At 67.4% G+C, this 16,936-nt stretch carries 14 protein-coding genes; 1 reads left to right on the forward strand and 13 read right to left on the reverse strand.

Annotated features, from left to right (window positions below; all coding sequences use genetic code 11):
• Positions 1-73: 73 nt before the first annotated feature.
• The 4 genes from Z164_RS0109325 to Z164_RS0109340 all read right to left on the reverse strand — a co-directional run bounded on the left by Z164_RS0109325 (position 74) and on the right by Z164_RS0109340 (position 3,537).
• Positions 74-1,024: a FecR family protein gene (locus Z164_RS0109325; RefSeq protein ID WP_024890434.1), complete on the reverse strand. Its 951-nt coding sequence runs from the start codon at positions 1,022-1,024 to the stop codon at positions 74-76.
• 100 nt (positions 1,025-1,124) lie between these two features.
• Positions 1,125-1,625: an RNA polymerase sigma factor gene (locus Z164_RS0109330; protein ID WP_024890435.1), complete on the reverse strand. Its 501-nt coding sequence runs from the start codon at positions 1,623-1,625 to the stop codon at positions 1,125-1,127.
• Positions 1,626-1,858: 233 nt separating this feature from the next.
• The gene (locus Z164_RS0109335; RefSeq protein ID WP_024890436.1) at positions 1,859-2,965 is read right to left on the reverse strand and encodes an alkene reductase; all 1,107 of its coding nucleotides are present in this window, start codon (positions 2,963-2,965) and stop codon (positions 1,859-1,861) included.
• Positions 2,966-3,105: 140 nt separating this feature from the next.
• On the reverse strand, positions 3,106-3,537 hold the full coding sequence (locus tag Z164_RS0109340; protein WP_152540904.1) for a hypothetical protein: 432 nt from the start codon (positions 3,535-3,537) through the stop codon (positions 3,106-3,108).
• A 183-nt stretch (positions 3,538-3,720) separates the two neighbouring features.
• On the opposite strand from Z164_RS0109340, the gene Z164_RS0109345 reads away from it, so the two are divergent.
• Complete coding sequence (locus Z164_RS0109345) at positions 3,721-3,978, forward strand: helix-turn-helix domain-containing protein (RefSeq protein ID WP_024890438.1); 258 nt, start codon at positions 3,721-3,723, stop codon at positions 3,976-3,978.
• Between the two features lie 227 nt (positions 3,979-4,205).
• On the opposite strand, the gene Z164_RS0109350 is transcribed toward Z164_RS0109345, so the two are convergent.
• The 9 genes from Z164_RS0109350 to Z164_RS0109380 all read right to left on the reverse strand — a co-directional run bounded on the left by Z164_RS0109350 (position 4,206) and on the right by Z164_RS0109380 (position 16,757).
• On the reverse strand, positions 4,206-5,693 hold the full coding sequence (locus Z164_RS0109350; protein WP_024890439.1) for a hypothetical protein: 1,488 nt from the start codon (positions 5,691-5,693) through the stop codon (positions 4,206-4,208).
• 25 nt (positions 5,694-5,718) lie between these two features.
• On the reverse strand, positions 5,719-6,234 hold the full coding sequence (locus tag Z164_RS0109355) for a hypothetical protein (protein WP_152540905.1): 516 nt from the start codon (positions 6,232-6,234) through the stop codon (positions 5,719-5,721).
• Positions 6,235-6,765: 531 nt separating this feature from the next.
• Positions 6,766-7,041 (reverse strand): hypothetical protein, encoded by a 276-nt coding sequence (locus tag Z164_RS21905; RefSeq protein WP_081770136.1) that lies wholly within the window; start codon positions 7,039-7,041, stop codon positions 6,766-6,768.
• Positions 7,042-7,334: 293 nt separating this feature from the next.
• The gene (locus tag Z164_RS22420; RefSeq protein WP_152540906.1) at positions 7,335-8,048 is read right to left on the reverse strand and encodes a hypothetical protein; all 714 of its coding nucleotides are present in this window, start codon (positions 8,046-8,048) and stop codon (positions 7,335-7,337) included.
• On the reverse strand, positions 8,045-9,127 hold the full coding sequence (locus Z164_RS20270; RefSeq protein WP_043689698.1) for a ParA family protein: 1,083 nt from the start codon (positions 9,125-9,127) through the stop codon (positions 8,045-8,047). Before Z164_RS20270 ends, Z164_RS22420 begins: the two co-directional genes overlap by 4 nt.
• A 34-nt stretch (positions 9,128-9,161) precedes the next feature.
• Positions 9,162-12,797, reverse strand: a complete 3,636-nt coding sequence (locus Z164_RS0109365; RefSeq protein ID WP_024890441.1) for a methylmalonyl-CoA mutase family protein — start codon at positions 12,795-12,797, stop codon at positions 9,162-9,164.
• A 203-nt stretch (positions 12,798-13,000) separates the two neighbouring features.
• Positions 13,001-13,174, reverse strand: coding sequence for a DUF1328 domain-containing protein (locus Z164_RS21910; RefSeq protein ID WP_024890442.1), 174 nt, complete (start codon positions 13,172-13,174; stop codon positions 13,001-13,003).
• Between the two features lie 240 nt (positions 13,175-13,414).
• Complete coding sequence (locus Z164_RS0109375; RefSeq protein WP_024890443.1) at positions 13,415-14,266, reverse strand: hypothetical protein; 852 nt, start codon at positions 14,264-14,266, stop codon at positions 13,415-13,417.
• 427 nt (positions 14,267-14,693) lie between these two features.
• The gene (locus tag Z164_RS0109380) at positions 14,694-16,757 is read right to left on the reverse strand and encodes a C1 family peptidase (RefSeq protein ID WP_024890444.1); all 2,064 of its coding nucleotides are present in this window, start codon (positions 16,755-16,757) and stop codon (positions 14,694-14,696) included.
• Positions 16,758-16,936 lie beyond the last annotated feature (179 nt).

A 16,936-nucleotide genomic window follows, 5' to 3' on the forward strand; every position in this document is an offset into this window, starting at 1 on the left:
TGGCGGCGGCTGGATACGTACGCAGGTTAAGACGAACGGTGCGGCGCCAACCCCAAGGGCGATCGCGCACCGGTCACGGCGCGGCGGCGCGCACCACGGCCACGCCCAGCGGCAGACGGGTCACCCGCAGCCCGGCGGTGGCCGCCAGCGCGTCCAGCGCCTGCTCGGGGCGGTCGATGCGCAGCGCGGCGCTGACCGCCGGCAGATGCGAGAGATCCCCGCGCACGAACGTGGGCCCGGCGCGGTAGCGCGCCAGCCGGCGCACCGCCTCGGCGACGCTGGCCTGCTCCAGCAGCAGCTCGCCCTCGCGCCAGGCGCCGACGCTGTCGGCGGCGACATCCGCCAGCCGCACCACCCCGCCCTGCCCGTCGTAGACCGCACGCTGGCCGGCCTGCAGGTAGGTCCAGCCACCGCCGGCCGGGCTGGCCACGCGGACCCAGCCCTGCCCGACCTGCGTTTCCACCGTGGCCTCGGCGCGGGCCACGGCGAAGGCGGTGGCGATGTCCTCGACCACGCCGTCGCCGGCCACCACGCGGAAGCGGCGCTGCGCGTCGGGGCGGACCTCGAACCACGCGCGCCCGCGCAGCAGCTCGATGCGACGCGCATGCGCATCGAAGCGCACCGCGATGGCGCTGTCGGCATCGAGCACCGCGCGGCTGCCGTCGGGCAGGCGGACTTCCTGCACGAGGTGCTCGCTGCGGTGGTCGGCCTGCAGGCGCAGCCAGGCCCCGGGCGCGACCGCCAGCGCCGCCAGCACGGCCGCAGCGGCCAGCACCGCGCGCAGGCGGCGCCGGCGCGGCCCCGCCGTGCGCGCGACGGGCGCCGGCCGTGGGCCCAGGCTGCGCCACAGCACGCGTTCGTGCTCGAACGCGCGCCGATGGCCCGGCCGCGCCAGCCAGGCCTCGAACGCCGCCATGCCCGCGCCGTCCACGTCGCCCGAGGCCAGCCACGCGATCCAGCCCCGTGCCTGTTCGGCCAGGGCCTCGTCGTCGGCGGGCGGCGGGAGCGTGGGTGGCGGGCGCATCGGCTGGCGGGTGGGTGCGTTCAGGCGGAGGACGGACCGGGCCGGATCGCGGCCCATGGATCAAGACGTCCCAGCGGAGGCCGCCCCCAAGCCCGCGCGCTCATCGGCCGCTGCGCGCCCAGGCCAGGCGCCGCAGCGCCGCGCGCACGTGGTTCTCCACGGTGGTCACCGAGACCCCCAGTCGGCGCGCGATCTCGGCCTGGGTCGCCCCCTGCAGGCGGTTGAGCCGGAAGATGGTGCGGGTGGGCTCGGGCAGGTGGCCGGCGGCATCCAGCACCCGCTGCAGCTCGTCCTGCGCCATCGCCTGCTCCTCGGCCGAGATCGCCTCGTCCGGGCCCCAGAGGTAGTGCTCGGCCAGCAGGCGGCTGCGGCGGGTGGATTCCCGGCCGTGGTCGGTGGCCAGGTTCGTGGCCAGCCGGTAGAGGTACGCGCGCGGGTTGTCGATGGCGGTGCCGTCGTCGGCGCCGCGCGCCTTGAACCACACCGCCTGCACCACGTCCTCGGCCGCGCTCCGGCTGCCGAGGATGCGCTGCACCCGGCGCAGCAGCGCCGGGCGTTCGCGGATCAGCAATTCGGTCAGGGTGGCGGCGTTGGAAGACATGCGCGGCAGCCGGCGGGGACGAGGCCGCGCGCATGCTACTCCGCAAATGAGAATAGGTCACGTTATCGTTGGTGGCATGCCGGTGGGCGGTGTCCGCCACGCGCCCGGCCGCGACCGAAAAAAGGTCCGGTTCGTTCGCGACCGATGCGCGCGCCCTGCCCGCTCCGGCAGCGGGAGCGGGCTTCGCCGGATCGCCCGGCCGGCGTACCTGCCCCGGTTCGCGGACCGGGCGCTCAGCCTTCCGGATCGAGCGCGGGGTAATCGGTGTAGCCGCGTTCGGCGCCGCCGTAGAAGGTGGACGGATCGGGCTCGTTGAGCGCGGCCCCGCGGCGGAAGCGTTCGACCAGGTCCGGATTGGCGATGAACGGCCGGCCGAAGGCCACCGCGTCCGCGCCGCCGGTCGCGATCAGCGCTTCGGCGCGGTCGGCGGTGTAGCCGCCGCAGAAGATCAGCACGCCCGTGAAGTGCGCCCGCAGCGCCGCGCGGAAATCGTCGCTGAGCTTCGGCCCGCCCGCCCAGTCGGGCTCGGCGATGTGCAGGTAGGCCAGGCGCCGCCTGCTGAATTCGTCGGCCAGATACAGCGCGCTGGCCTCGGCCTCGTCGTCGGCGATGCCGTGGGCCGTGAAGTGCGGCGACAGGCGCACGCCGACCCGGTCGGCGCCCAGCTCGGCCACCACCGCATCCACCGCCTCCAGCACGATCCGCGACCGGTTCTCCAACGAACCGCCGTAGCGGTCGGTGCGCTGGTTGCTGTTGGTGGACAGGAACTGGTGCAGCAGGTAGCCGTTGGCCGCGTGCACCTCCACCAGATCGAAGCCCGCGCGCCCCGCGCGGGCCGCGGCCTTGGCGTAGTCGGCCACGATGCCGGGGATCTCGTCGGTCTCCAGCGCGCGCGGCATCGCCGTCGGGACGTTGGCGGGGGTACCGTCTTCCTGCACGACGAAGCACTTCGCGCCTTCGGCCACGAGCGCAGAGGGCGCCACCGGCGCGCCGCCATCAGGTTGCAGCAGCGGGTGGGAAATGCGGCCCACGTGCCAGAGCTGGGCGGCGATGCGCCCGCCCTTGGCATGCACGGCCTCGGTCACCCGCGCCCAGCCGGCTTCCTGCGCATCGGTGTAGAGACCGGGCGTCCAGGCATAGCCCTGCCCCTGCTGGGAGATCTGGGTGGCCTCGGAAACGATCAGCCCCGCGCCGGCGCGCTGGGCGTAGTAGGTGGCGTTGAGTTCGGTCGGCACGTCGCCGGGCTGGCCCGCGCGCGAACGCGTCAGCGGCGCCATGACCACGCGATTGGGAAGCGTGACGGCGCCAACGGCGACCGGCGACAGCAGATGGGTGTACATCGACGACTCCGCGAGGTGTGGGGGAAGAGGCGCGGCGGATATGGGGATCGTCCGTGCGCATGCAACGGCACCGCATGGGCACGCGACACGAAGCGCGCCGTCGAGGGGCGGCGTGATCGCGCGCGCGTGGCCGCCCGGCCCTAGCCTCCTCGCAACGCCTGCGCCACCCGCTCGGCGAGTTCGGGGTGATCGCGGTAGTAGCCGGCGTTCGCGGCCAGCGCGTGCCAGCGCTCGTGATCCGACAGCGCACGCAACAGGTGGTAGCTCAGCCGATGCAGCGAATCGCGCGACAGCGGCAGGCTGCCCACGACCAGGCTGCTGTCGAGCAGTTCCAGCAAGCAGCGCAGCCGGCTCAGGCAGTCTTCCGATTCCCGTTGCGCGGCCCGTTGCAATGCGTCCAGCCGCTCCGCATCGAACCCGGCGATGCCCGCGTCCGCATCCTGGTCGCCGGTACCGCCGAGCAAGGCGCCGATCGCTTCGTCCAATGGACTGCGCTCCAGCTCCACGCCCGCCTGGGCCCCCAGCGCCCTCAAACGCTGCGCGACAGCGCGGTGCGATACCGGCGACTCCATGACGTTCACCCCTCCTGTCCCTGGGAAGCGCGCCCGGACGCCCGCACGCCTCCCCGGCGTCGCTTCCATCGCCCCAGCGTACCAGCGGAAACGGGCATTGTCACTCATAGAGGGTGAACCGATAGAGCGTGGCCCGATAGCGTCCGCCTACCTAGCCTCACCGCATCACATGAGGCGAGTTCAATGGCGGCAGACCCCAGAACGCTCTTCGGACAGCGCCTTGCCGAACTCCGCAAGGCCAAGGGGTTCTCGCAGGAGCGCCTGGCGCTGGAGAGCGGCCTCGCCCGCAGCTACCTCGGCGGCGTCGAACGCGGCACGCGCAACATCGCGCTGCTCAACATCCATCGCCTCGCCCACGCGCTGGGCGTCAGCCCCGCGGAGCTGATGAAGCCACCGGCCGGCAACCGCCATGCGGATCGTGGTCGATCGGCGATGGGCTGAAGACGATTCATCCGCGCCATCGCCTGCGGGTAGGGAAGCGTTCGACCGTCTCCTGTGTCCTGGCGATCGCGAGCAAGGCCTTGAGGGTGGCGGTATGTCTTGTCCCCAGAGCCGGCACATGCGCCTGGGCGCCATGTGCGGATTTAGGTCTCCGGCCTGAAGACCGCATCGAATTGGACCGCTAAGTAAACCTGACCCTTTTTTCCGCGGACCCTGTTTTACTCGAATCAGGCCCTCTCAAACCCGCCGCCCTTATCCTGAGCTACGGATTGTCGTTGAACCGCTTCCTCGGCTTGTTGCTGCGCTAACCGCTGCTCCCCTCGCTGTAGAAACGCCATGCCCTCGGAGGACTGCGCATATTCCCGCAAGATACGATTCGCGCCCACGTCGTCTCCCGCCGCGATGGCGGCGAACATTCGGTTGAGAGTGGGGTTCTCGAACGGCTGCCCTGGAATATGCACGGCGCCGTGGCGCTCCGCCGGCGCGGCTGCCGCGTCGGCACGCAACACCGGCGCACTGGGATCGACGCGCAACAACGTCGTATGCTGCCCGTCCTGGTTGATCTTCAACTCGGTGGTCCCGTCGGCATTGCGCACACGCGTCAAGTCGTCGGGGTCGATGCTGCGCCATTGCCCGCCGATGAACGCTTGGCCCTGCCCGTTGCGGTTCCAATGCACGAAATCGTCGCCTGAGACGTAAAAGCCCGCCTGACGGCTGCCGTTGGCCTGCGGCTGGGGATTGCCCTCGGCCAGCGATGCGCCGCGGTCGAGTGCGTCGATGAACCTGCGCGAGGCTTCCGGGGTGAGGAACAGGGAGCGCACCGTGTCGTACTGGACGCCGAGATCGGGATTCGCCGTATTCGGTTGATGAGCGGCGACTGGCCCGATGAGTGGATCGGTCACCACGTTGGCCCACGCCCGCGAGATCGGATTGCCCGCATGTGCGCCGCGCAAGGCATTGAGGACCTCGATACCCCGCAAGGTATTGTCGGCGCCACTCTGCAGATAGTCGGGGCTGCCGTTGCGCTGGTTGGGCAACAGGCCATCGATGGCTGTCTTGACGTCGGCCGACGAGGTCAATGTGCCTGCTTCGACCCGATCCAGGAGTCCGGGCCAGCGGCCCTGGCCGGCCTGGTTTTGCAGCTTCATGAACATGCCGGCCAGTTCCGCCTGCTCATCACCGGTGGCGTTGCGATACAGGTCCGTGCGCTGCAGGCGTTCCAGGGCCGAGTCGCGATTGCCCACGACCGCGTCCGTGGCGGTGACACGGTTGACGTGCGTCGTGTCGAGGCCGTGCACGAACGAACGCCCGTCGTCCGACGCCAGGAAACGGTTGATGCCCGAGCGGTCGATATCGACCGCTTGGTCGGCGCGCATCTCGCGCCCGGTGCGCTGCAAGGAGGTCAGCATGGCGCTGTAGTCGTTCTGCCCGAGTTCGAGCGCGGCCCGATCCGGCTGCGTCGCCGCCCAGGCCTGATAGCGGTCCAGAAGGTCGCGGGCCACGTCCGGATGCTGCCCGAGATCGATCTGCAGCGTGCCGAACGAGTAGCCGCTGTTGGCAACTGGCTCCATGCGTCCGCCGGCGCCCACGTTGCCGGCGAAGCTCAGGCGGTAGGCCACATCACGACCTGCGATGCTGCCTTCCGACGTGACTCCTACGGCAAAATAGGCGGCAGCCCGCAGTTCGTTCTCGGTCAGAGGATTCGGGTTCGTCATGATCCATCTCCTTATGGGTCATCCGTCACGGATCGCGCGACAAACAGTCCTGCAGCCAGAGTCGTGCATGCAGCGCATCGCGCTCTTCTTCAGGGGTGGGCACGGCCCGATAGTCGGCGAAACAGGCGCCGTCTGCGCCGGTCAGATCGCCGAGATTGCCGTCGCAGAGCCTTAGGGGCTTGTCGATGCGCTGCCAGCCGTCATCGCATTCCGTATCCGTCTCGGAACCTGGGCGGCCACACACGTGCGTGCGCCGCGCTTCGGTCGAGGAGGTGGCGCGTGCGATGACCCTGCCCTCGTAGGCTTGCCCGGACGCGAAATATGACCACGTGCCGCAGATACGATCGCCGCGTTGCAGCAGGACGTAGCGGCTGCATTCCTCCGGCGACGCCGTGCCCTCGCATGCTTCCCAGGTACCGGCGAAGGGACCGTCGGTCGGCTCGACCGATGCATCCTGCGGCACGGCCCGCGGCGGCGCCTCTCCTACGCCAACGTGCCCAGCGCTCTGTTCGGCACACGCTGCAAGGCCCAGCAGCACCATTAGCCCCAATGCACGCATCCAGAATCCCTCCCGAGGAGCACTGCGCGATGCTACGCCGTGATCGGCTCGCGGACAATGGAGCCCACTGCGGCGGAAGCAGGGAGCTGCGCCTCGACGCCGGCTCTATGCCTTGTCGACAGCGAGCGCTACGTCCTCACCTGCCAGCGGTACATCGTACTCAACCCAGTCCGGGCGCGCATGACCGACGCCCCGTCGCCTACCGCTGGCCGAGCTGAGCCGCCCACCTCGGCAGACGCAGACACTCCCTGCTGACGCTACACCCGGCGTGGCTGGCACTGGACAGCGATCCCGCGGCACGTGCAAGCACATGACGACGGCTGCTCGACGAATCGATTCCGGACGAAGACCTCATCCAGATCAGGCAATACCTCCAGCAACAACGCACCTGGGGAGGCGACGACTTTCGCGCGATGGTCGAAGCCAGGACGCAACGCTTTGCCGGCATCCGCCCAGCGCATCGCCCAGCCAAAAGCGGCGATAAGTGACCTGACCCCGTTTTTCAATGAACTATCAGGTTGCACGCGGCCTGCTGCGCAACCACACGACGAACCAGCCGAATGCCGAACCCGCGATGCCACCCCAAATAATGCCCAGCGTGAAACGCACTCCCAGGAAGTGGGCAGTCACACCCCCGATAGCGCAACCAATGAGCATGAGCAAGGCCACCTGGCGTCTACGCGCCACGCTAAGAGCTTCCGCAGCACGTCTGCGCTGAATATCTTCCTGTGCACGGACGTCCGGTTCGAGGATGGCCTGAGTGATTGCTTCTGCTTGCGTCTTGTTCATGGAATTCCCCCTGATGTGCAACCTGACACTTGAATCAACACACGTCGCGATGTGGCGGCTTGAATGAATCGCTAGGCATCCCCACAGGAGAGCGTCATACCTGCTTTGGCATGTGAATCGATTCCGGACGAAGACCTCATCCGATCAGGCAATACCTCCAGCAACAACGCGCTTGGGGACGCGATGACGTCCGCGCAATGGTCGAAGCCAGGACGCAGTGCTTTGCCGGCATCCGACCCGCGCACCGCCCAGCCAAAATCGGCAGTAAGTAAACCCGCCCCCTTTTACTTATGTCATTCACCCATTCCAGCAAGAGCCGACCAATCAGGGCTTCCGAACTGCTGCCTCGTGAAGCTAGATCCCACTCTGCTATTTGAATACTCCGCGAGCCACAATCCTTTTTCCCTGACAGACGAACTATTATGCCTCCTACATTGCTCAACGCAAATCTCAATCTTCTTACTTATTCTTTTCAACTCCCTTGACTTCAACCCTTTCAAATAATCCACGAAAAATACACCATCATCCTCTTGAAGAACATTAGACTTAGCCAAGTTACCCTCACCGACAAGTTTCAGTAGCTCGGTCGAAATTGCTATTCTTGGGTAACGAGCCTGTGAAACCTCTATAGAATGAGCGCTTACCAACCCCGCGCTCATCATAAACGTCCCATTGCTGTAATGACTCCCGCGAGATACACCCCCACGACAAAGAAACCCTTCAGACAAAAGCATTTTCTGATAGCTAGCCACTATGCCAACAAATTCAGAGAACTTAACAGGATCATACGCCCTGCTTATCACAATTGAATCAGAAAACTGGACTAATCCGTAGGATGGGTTTCCGGATATTATTCCAGCGCCAGTTTGGTGGCACTTGAATAACCTAGACAGATCGTCGGAGTCAGGGTTATTTGAAACGCGAGTGACAATTTCAGAGAATCCCAATATGTCTATATACGCGACATACGACTCTACAAAAGAAACGAGCGCTGTCGCGACGGTCATACGTTCACCTCCTTCAGGATATCAGCAAGCTGTTCAAAGCTCGCCTCAAACCTCTCCATCCGCTTCTTTGCATCCGTCCAATTATTGCCCTGCCACGGCTTGCCACTCTCAGATATCCTCGCTGTGTCGGACTGATCCAACAAGAAAACCGCCTTTCCAACCTCCTGCATCAAGGGCGCCAATTGTCCAAAATCAGAAATCGACGCAGCCACAACCTTTTTTTCTGATTGTGGCAAGTAAAGCACTCTATCTTTCTCGCTATGCGCCTGCAAAACCGGCCTCAAGACACGCCTCACTTCAGCAGGCAGTCTCTGTTGCCACAGTTTGAATGCCGGCTTTGGCTTTCCCTTATATATCTTAAAAGCTTGAATGATCAGACCTAGGAACGCTGGCTTACCGTGCCTAACAGGCAAACCCAGAGACTTGTATGAGTTGTAGATAAGCTCATGTTCGTACATCCAGCGCTGAAGAATCGTGGAAAGCGTCCGGACTGCTTCCACGTTAAATCTATCAGGAGCAGAGGGCACAAAGAAGTAGTCACATACGAGAAAAAAAGCCCTCGTCAAAGGCCCTGAACTCGGCCCAACATCGATAAATATGTAATCATACTTGTTCTTACTACCTAATCGAACCAAAAAATCTCCAATCGCAACGTAAGTTCGCATCAGGTTCGTGCGCTGAGCTAATCTCTGCATATGCGCTTCCGCGAGATCGTCTTCCACCGAACTTAAGTCTACGGAGCCGCGCAGAAGATCAATACTTCTGTTGACATTGCACAGCTCGATCTTATTGATGTCGATGAACGCACTATCACCCTGAACTCTCTGATTCAGGACGTCTAGGAGACTTGTGCCTGGAAGCTCCACAATCTCGCTTTTCTTAACGCTTTCCTCATCAACACTATCGATGAGAGGAGCCAGAGCGATCTGAGTCAGGTTACATTGAGGATCTGCATCTACCAGTAGAACTTTACTACCTTTGCTGGCGAGATAGGAAGCTAGATTAAATGTGGTGGTGGTCTTGGAAACCCCACCTTTATGATTATAAAGAGTAACTATCTTAGATACTGAAGCAGACACAGAACCCCCTGTTAACAAATGTTGTTTGATTTAATCACATATTCCGCCGATATTCCCCACCTACGTCATACAACGCACGACTGATCTGCCCCAAGCTGTGCGTCTTCACCGCGTCCATCAGCGCCGCGAACACATTCTCGCGTGCACGGGCGGTGTGCTGAAGGTACACCAGTTGGTGGTCGTTTGAGACGGTGTCCGCCGAAGCAGGAGCTCCCTGACCCCGGCCCTTTCCCGCTGGCGGAAGAGCGGCAACCGCCAAGGCATTCCGCCCAGCCTGCCACGCCTGCACGTTGGCGATCTGCTGGGCCTTTTCCTCGGGGGTGGAGCGGATCAGCTCGATCTCGGTGGCGACTTCGCCGCCGCCTTCCTTCGGCAGGAAGGTGTTCACGCCGACCAGCGGCAGGCTGCCGTCGTGCTTCTTCTGCTCGTAGTACATCGATTCTTCCTGGATCTTGCCGCGCTGGTACATGGTGTCCATCGCGCCCAGCACGCCGCCGCGCTCGCTGATGGCCTCGAACTCCTTGTACACGGCCTCCTCCACCAGGTCGGTCAGGTATTCCACGGCGAAGCTGCCCTGCCAGGGGTTCTCGATGAAGTTCAGCCCCAGCTCCTTGTTGATGATCATCTGGATGGCCACGGCGCGGCGCACGCTTTCCTCGGTGGGCGTGGTGATGGCCTCGTCGTAGGCGTTGGTGTGCAGGGAATTGCAGTTGTCGAACAGGGCGTACAGCGCCTGCAGCGTGGTGCGGATGTCGTTGAACTGGATTTCCTGCGCGTGCAGGGAGCGGCCGCTGGTCTGGACGTGGTACTTCATCATCTGGCTGCGCTCGTTGGCGCCGTAGCGCTCGCGCATGGCGCGGGCCCAGATGCGCCGGGCGACGCGGCCGATCACGGTGTACTCCGGGTCCATGCCGTTGCTGAAGAAGAACGACAGGTTGGGCGCGAAGTCGTCGATCTTCATGCCGCGCGCCAGGTAGTACTCGACGATGGTGAAGCCGTTGCTGAGGGTGAAAGCCAGCTGGCTGATCGGGTTCGCGCCGGCCTCGGCGATGTGGTAGCCGGAGATGGAGACCGAGTAGAAGTTGCGGACCTTGTGGTCGACGAAGTACTGCTGGATGTCGCCCATCATCCGCAGCGCGAACTCGGTGCTGAAGATGCAGGTGTTCTGGGCCTGGTCCTCCTTGAGGATGTCGGCCTGCACGGTGCCGCGCACGGTGGCGAGCGTGTCGGCCTTGATGCTGGCGTAGGTCTCCGGGTCGAGCAGCTGGTCGCCGGTCACCCCCAGCAGCGCCAGGCCGAGGCCGTCGTGGCCCTTGGGCAGGTCGCCGTGGTAGCGCGGGCGTTCGCGGCCCGCGAAGAAGGCGTCGATCTTCTTCTCGGCCTCGGCCCAGCGGTCGGGATCGGCCCTCAGGTACTTCTCCACCTGCTGGTCGATGGCGGTGTTCATGAACATCGCCAGCATCATCGGCGCCGGGCCGTTGATGGTCATCGAGACGCTGGTGGTGGGCGCGCACAGGTCGAAGCCGGAATAGAGCTTCTTCATGTCGTCCAGCGTGGGGATGTTGACGCCGGAGTTGCCGATCTTGCCGTAGATGTCCGGGCGTTCGGCGGGGTCTTCGCCGTACAGGGTGACCGAGTCGAAGGCGGTGGACAGGCGCGCGGCCGGCTGGCCGGCGGACAGGTAATGGAAGCGGCGGTTGGTACGCTCGGGCGTGCCTTCGCCGGCGAACATGCGGATCGGGTCCTCGCCGGTGCGGCGGTACGGGTACACGCCGCCGGTGTAGGGATAGCTGCCGGGCAGGTTCTCCTTGCCGAGGAAGGTCAGCAGCTCGCCCCAGCTCCTGTATCCGGGCGCGGCGATCTTGGGGATCTTCTGGTGGCTGAGCGATTCGCGATAGTTCTCGACCCGGATGGTCTTGCCGCGGACCTGGTATTCGTTGACCTCGTCGGTGATGGATTCCAGCCGCGCGGGCCATTCGCGCAGCAGCCGGAGGTGCTCGCTGGTGAGCGCCTGCACGGCGTCGTTGTAGCGCTGGCGCAGGGTCAGGAGGGTGCGATCCGAGGCGGCTTCGGCCGGGTCGTCGGGGGCCGGCGCACGCATCCCGAGGAGATCGTCGGCATGGTAGAGGTCGAGCGCCTTCGGCAGGCGGGGATCGCCCAGCGCCTGCAGGGATTGCCAGAACGCCTGGGCGCGGTCGGCGGCCTCGGCCTGCTTGCCGATACCGGCGTTGATCGCCCTGCCCTGTTCGGCGATCTCGGCGAGGTAGCGCACGCGGTTGCCCGGGATCAGGACCGTGGCGCGGGGTTCCTTCAGCGTGGTGTCCAGGTCCGGCGAAAAGTCGCAGCGCGCGCCTGCCGGCCCGGTTGCCGATTCCCCGCTCCCGGTTCCCAGCTTGTCGCGCAGCAACCGGCACAGGTTCACGAACATCCAGCTGATGCCGGGGTCGTTGAACTGGCTGGCGATGGTCGGGTAGACGGGGATGTCCTCGTCGGGCACCTGGAAGGCGTTGCGGTTGCGCCGCCACTGCTTGCGGATGTCGCGCAGCGCGTCCTCGGCGCCGCGCCGGTCGTACTTGTTGAGCACGATGAGCTCGGCGAAGTCGATCATGTCGATCTTCTCGAGCTGGCTGGGCGCGCCGTAGTCGCTGGTCATGACGTACATCGGGAAATCGACCAGATCGACGATCTCCGAGTCCGACTGGCCGATGCCGGCGGTCTCCACGATCACCAGGTCGAAGCCCAGGCCCTTGAGGAAGGCGATGCAGTCCTTGAGCACGGCGTTGGTGGCCACGTGCTGCCGGCGCGTGGCCATGGAGCGCATGTAGACGCGCGGGCTGCGCAGCGCGTTCATGCGGATGCGGTCGCCCAGCAGCGCGCCGCCGCTGCGGCGGCGGGTGGGATCGACCGAGATCACCGCGATGCGCATCTGCGGGAAGCTGGCCAGGAAGCGGTTGAGCAGTTCGTCGGTGACGCTGGACTTGCCGGCGCCGCCGGTGCCGGTAATGCCGACGACGGGGGGCATCGGGCGCGATGGGGCATTGCGGGTTCGCGATTCGGCGCGGGCGCTGGCCCAGCCCTTGCGCAGCAAGGCGAGCTCCGACTCGGAGAACGCGCCGTCTTCGATGGCGCTGAGCATGCGGCCGATGCCGATCTCGTCGTCGATCGCGGGCTGGACCGGCCTTCCCGGCTCCCCGTCGCCGGCGGCCGAATCCCCCTCGCGTCGCGCCGCGCGCGCGACGACGTCCTCGATCATCTCCACCAGTCCCATCTTCATGCCGTCGTTGGGGTGGTAGATGCGCTCGACGCCGTAGTCCTGCAGCTCGCGGATTTCCTCGGGGGTGATGGTGCCGCCGCCGCCGCCGAAGACGCGCACGTGGCCGGCGCCCTTCTGCCTGAGCATGTCCACCATGTACTTGAAGTACTCGACATGCCCGCCCTGGTAGGACGACAGGGCGATGGCGTCGGCGTCTTCCTGCAGCGCGGCGCGCACGACGTCCTCGACGCTGCGGTTGTGGCCGAGGTGGATGACCTCCGCGCCCTGGGCCTGGATCAGCCGGCGCATGATGTTGATGGCGGCGTCGTGACCGTCGAACAGGCTGGCGGCGGTGACGAAGCGCAGCGGCGAGGCCTCGGGCCGGGCGGCGGGAAGATGGGAGGCTGGCGTGCTCATGGGGCGCGCTCCTGGCGTTGTGCGATATCAGGCATTGTCCCCTGCCCCGCACCGCAGCCGCGCGCTGCAGCGCAGCATCCCGCGCGCACCGCTCTCCCGGCGATCGCCTCGAGACACGCTTCGGCTTCTGCGATGCGCCCTGCCCCGCCACAGAAACGACGACGCCCCCGCAGGCGGGGGCGTCGGGCCGCGCACGTCGCGGGCTACGTCACTTTCTTGTAGATGGTGACGCCCAGGACGAACAGGATGACGGCGATGATGATCGCGGCCCAGAACAGGAACTTGGCGATGCCCATCGAGGCGCCGGCGATGCCGGTGAAGCCGAGGGCGCCGGCGATGAGGCCGATGATGGCGAAGATGATGGCCCACTTGATCATGTCGGACTCCTGAGAGAGGCCGGGAAGGCGCGGCGCACGTCCCGCCCCTCGGCGGGCCCGGTGCGCCTTGCCTGCAACCGGCGATGCCGCATGCTGGCGTGGCCGGCGTCCTGCTCGCGTGAATGGCCGGCGGGCAACTCGGTACGACGGGGCCGGCGATCGACGTCCCCGGGGGCCGGCCGAGCGAAGCGATCCCGCTACCGTTGGGGGCGCGCGTTCGCCGGCAACCGTGCGCCTTGCTCAGCGGCGGGTCTGTCCAGCAATCCCGGGACCTTCCACCCATCGCTGCAGCCACGTCCTGATCCGGGTGCATACGATGCCGGCGCCGCTCGTCAATCGGCTCACCATGCCGTCCCGACCGATCTGGAACACCTGTTCGGCAGCGTCCTCCAGGCCGCTCCTGTCCAGGTACCCCAGGACCAGGCGCACCCCCGGGGTGCTGCCGAACGTCGCCCGCGCCACCTCGATGACGACCGGCGCGGCGACGCCCACGGCCGCCTCGACCTGCCCGCACACGCCGGCCGACGGCGCGGGGCACGACGTCGCGGACGAATCCGGCGGCGCCTCCACGCACGCGGGGGCGGTGGCCGGGCCCGCGCCGTCGAAATCCTCGCCCTCCAGCAGGCGCTCGGACGCCAAGCGCATCGAGCGCGCCCACGCCTCGACGAATCCTGGAATCTCGGCCGTGTCCAGGTCCGACGCGTCCGCGACCACGAACGGACTCCCTCCCTCGGCATTCCCATCGGCAAACACCGCAACCAGGAAGGGGCCTTTTCGTCCACCGAGCCCGAGGCGAGCAATGATCCTTTCGGCCCGTGTGTCGTCGTAGACCTTCATCAGATCGTCGCAGTTCTCCATCTGATCGGCTTGCAGCATCTCCACCGCCAGGGGCATGCGGGTCGCGATCAGATTGCCTTCCACGACCGAGCGCGCCAGCGCCTCGTCCAATCCGGGCAACCGCAGATAGCCTGCGCACAAGGCGGCCCTGCGCGACTGCGACGAATCGCGGTCGATCAGGGCGATCGCCGTGGGCCGCGGTGCCAGATAGGTCCGGGGGCCGGCGAAGCTTCTCGCGAGCTCGAAGGAACGCATCGCCGGCACCGGCGCTTGCGCCGGGCTCGGAGGCGGAGGCGGCGGCGGCGCGAATCCGCCCCCGCCCGACGTCGAGGTCGCGCACCCTGCCAATGCCGCCGCAGCGACGATCGCCGATATCCACCTCATCGACATGGCCTTCCCCCTGTCCCCGTCGCCGACCGAGGAACCCGGCGCGCCAATCCCCGGTGCCGCCGGAAATCCCCCCCGTGAAGCCGGCGGCCGCTCCGCATGCCAGCGCAGCGGGCGCCGCCCTTCGGCCGATCCTAGTCCTGCCCGGGCGCCGCGCGGCGACCGTTCGTCGGCACGCCGGCGGCGGGCTGCGGCGCGCGCATGCCCGGAGGGAACCGTGGCCAGGACCGGAGACGCCGCTGCGGTCGCCCGAGCGCGGTGCGACCCGCCGAGCGCAAGCCCGCCGCTCGCACGCTCACTCGCCGCAGATGGCGCGGTAGAGGCGCCGGCGGCGGTCGTCGAGGCGGGCGGTGGAGGCGTGCAGGTCCACGTCGGTGGGCCCGGCGCCCAGGTCGAGGATGCGCGCCGCGGTCGCGCACAGGGTGGCGGCGTCCTCGTCGAAGGCGCCGTGGGTGCTGGCGCCGGAGGCGTGCGGCGAACCCTTGGGCTGGTCCACGGTGGGCGCCTGGATCCAGTCGATCAGGCCGTCGCGGATCAGCGCGCGCATGTCCTCGCTGCCGTGGACGGGGTCCTCGATGAAGCGCGCCATGCCGGCCAGCGGGGTGCCGTGGCGGCGGCTGCGGTCGATCCAGCTGCGCGCGGTGGCCTCGAAGGCGTGCGCGACCAGGTACAGCAGCGACTTGTTGTAGACGCGCACGCAGTGGTCGTCCTGCTCGGCGCGGTCGGTCAGGGTGAACAGGCTGGCGCGGCCGATGCGGCCGGCGCGCAGGGCCGCTCCGCAGGTCTGCAGGAACGATTCGGTGGTGAGCGCGGGCGCCCACAGGTGCAGGCTGTCGATGCGCCCGCCCAGCCCCAGCATGCCGGCGGCCGGGCCGGCGGCGATCTGCCCGGGCGTGGTGAGCAGTTGCACCAGCGGCGCCAGCAGCACCGCGCCCGCGCTGTGCGCGACGAGGTGGATCTCGACGCTGGCGTCGCGCTGCTGCCACGCGTGCAGCAGCCGCGCGACCTGCGCCGCGCCGCCGGCCTCCTGCAAGGCGCCGTCGGCGCCGCGATCGACGGCGGTGGTGGCCAGCAGCGCGTTCTCCTTCATCTCCTCCCACAGCGCCTTGCCGCCCAGCACGCGGGCCAGCGGCTCCAGGGTGTCGTCGAGGCGGTCGAGCAGCAGGTCGCGGGTGCGCTCCAGCAGGCCCTCGCTGCGCGGGCGCGCGGCATCGCGCAGGATGTTGCCCAGCGTGCTCCAGAAGTCGGTCTTCCAGACGAAGGCGAGCGGATAGATTTCCTGGCCGAGCAGTTGCTCGCGGTAGTCGGCGATGCGCTGGACGGCGGCTTGCTCGGGCACCAGCCCGCCGTGGGCGTAGAGCATGATGCGCTTGCGCTTCCAGCCGCGCATCGCGCGCGGCAGGTCCTGGCGGATCAGGTTGCGGATGTCGTCCTGGCCGTTGCCGAAGCGGCCGCTGCGGCGCAGGCGGCCGTTGTTGCCCAGGCTGACGATGTGCGGGCGCAGGTCGGCCTGGGCGTAGCCGGCCGACTGCCCGGCGAGCGCGGAGTTGAACACCGCGCTGGTGGCCGGGCGCCGCACCTGCACCGGCACCGCCAGCCGCGCCACCCAGACGTCGGTGCCGCGCTCGAGCCATTCGTCGTAGCCGACGTGGCCGTAGCCCTTGCGGCCCCAGCCGGTCCCCCAGCTGTTCTGGATCCAGAAGCCGCGCGCGTCGTAGCCGACGATGGCGAAGGCGTGGTAGCCGCCGACCGGCTGCTGGCGCCAGGCGATCGCGCCGCTGGCCGGCGGCGCCCGCCAGCCGTCGTGCACGGCCGCCGAGGCGTACAGCACGCCGACCTCGGCGATGGCGGCATGCAGGGCCACCAGGTCCTTGTGGTTGACGCGGAAGTACGCGCCCAGCGGGTGCCGCAGCGCGTCGCGGGCGCGGCGCTCGGTATAGCAATCGGGTTCCGGCCCGGGCCGCCAGGGCCAGACCGCCTCGCTGCACAGGCCGTGGCGGTGCCAGCCCTTCATGGCGCCGCGGCAGCTGGAGCCGGCGTAGGCCTCGCCCGCCCATTCGTCGTAGCGGCGCGCCATGTCGTAGGCCATGCGCGGGCTGAGGCGGGTGGCGTCCGGGCGCGGGCGCCGCACCCGCAGCAAGGTGTGGGCCACGGTGACCAGGGCGAAGGCGGTGCAGGCGCCCTCCTCGCCCTGGTCGAGCACCGGCACGCGGCGGCGCAGGTGCCGGGCCAGCGGCAACTGCAGCGGCACGTCGACCAGGGTGGGCTCGAACATGCGGTCGCGGAAGTCGGCGGTGTCGGGGCGGGCGTCGAGCAGGCGCGGCGGCGCGGCGCGTTCGCGGACGGTGCGGGTGGCCATGGCGGTTCCCTCCTGGTGATGGCGCGGTCTGCCGGCCGGGACGCCCGGCCGAAACCGCAGCATGCCTGCGGAGCGTCGCGCCGTCCGCGACCGGCGGCGCAAACGCCGGCACGGCGCCGCGGCGCAGGAGCGCATCGCTACAATCGCGGCTGGAATCGCGGCGGCACGGCGGAACGGGG

It is taken from the genome of Luteimonas huabeiensis HB2 (assembly GCF_000559025.1).
GTDB classification, from domain to species: Bacteria; Pseudomonadota; Gammaproteobacteria; order Xanthomonadales; family Xanthomonadaceae; genus Luteimonas; species Luteimonas huabeiensis.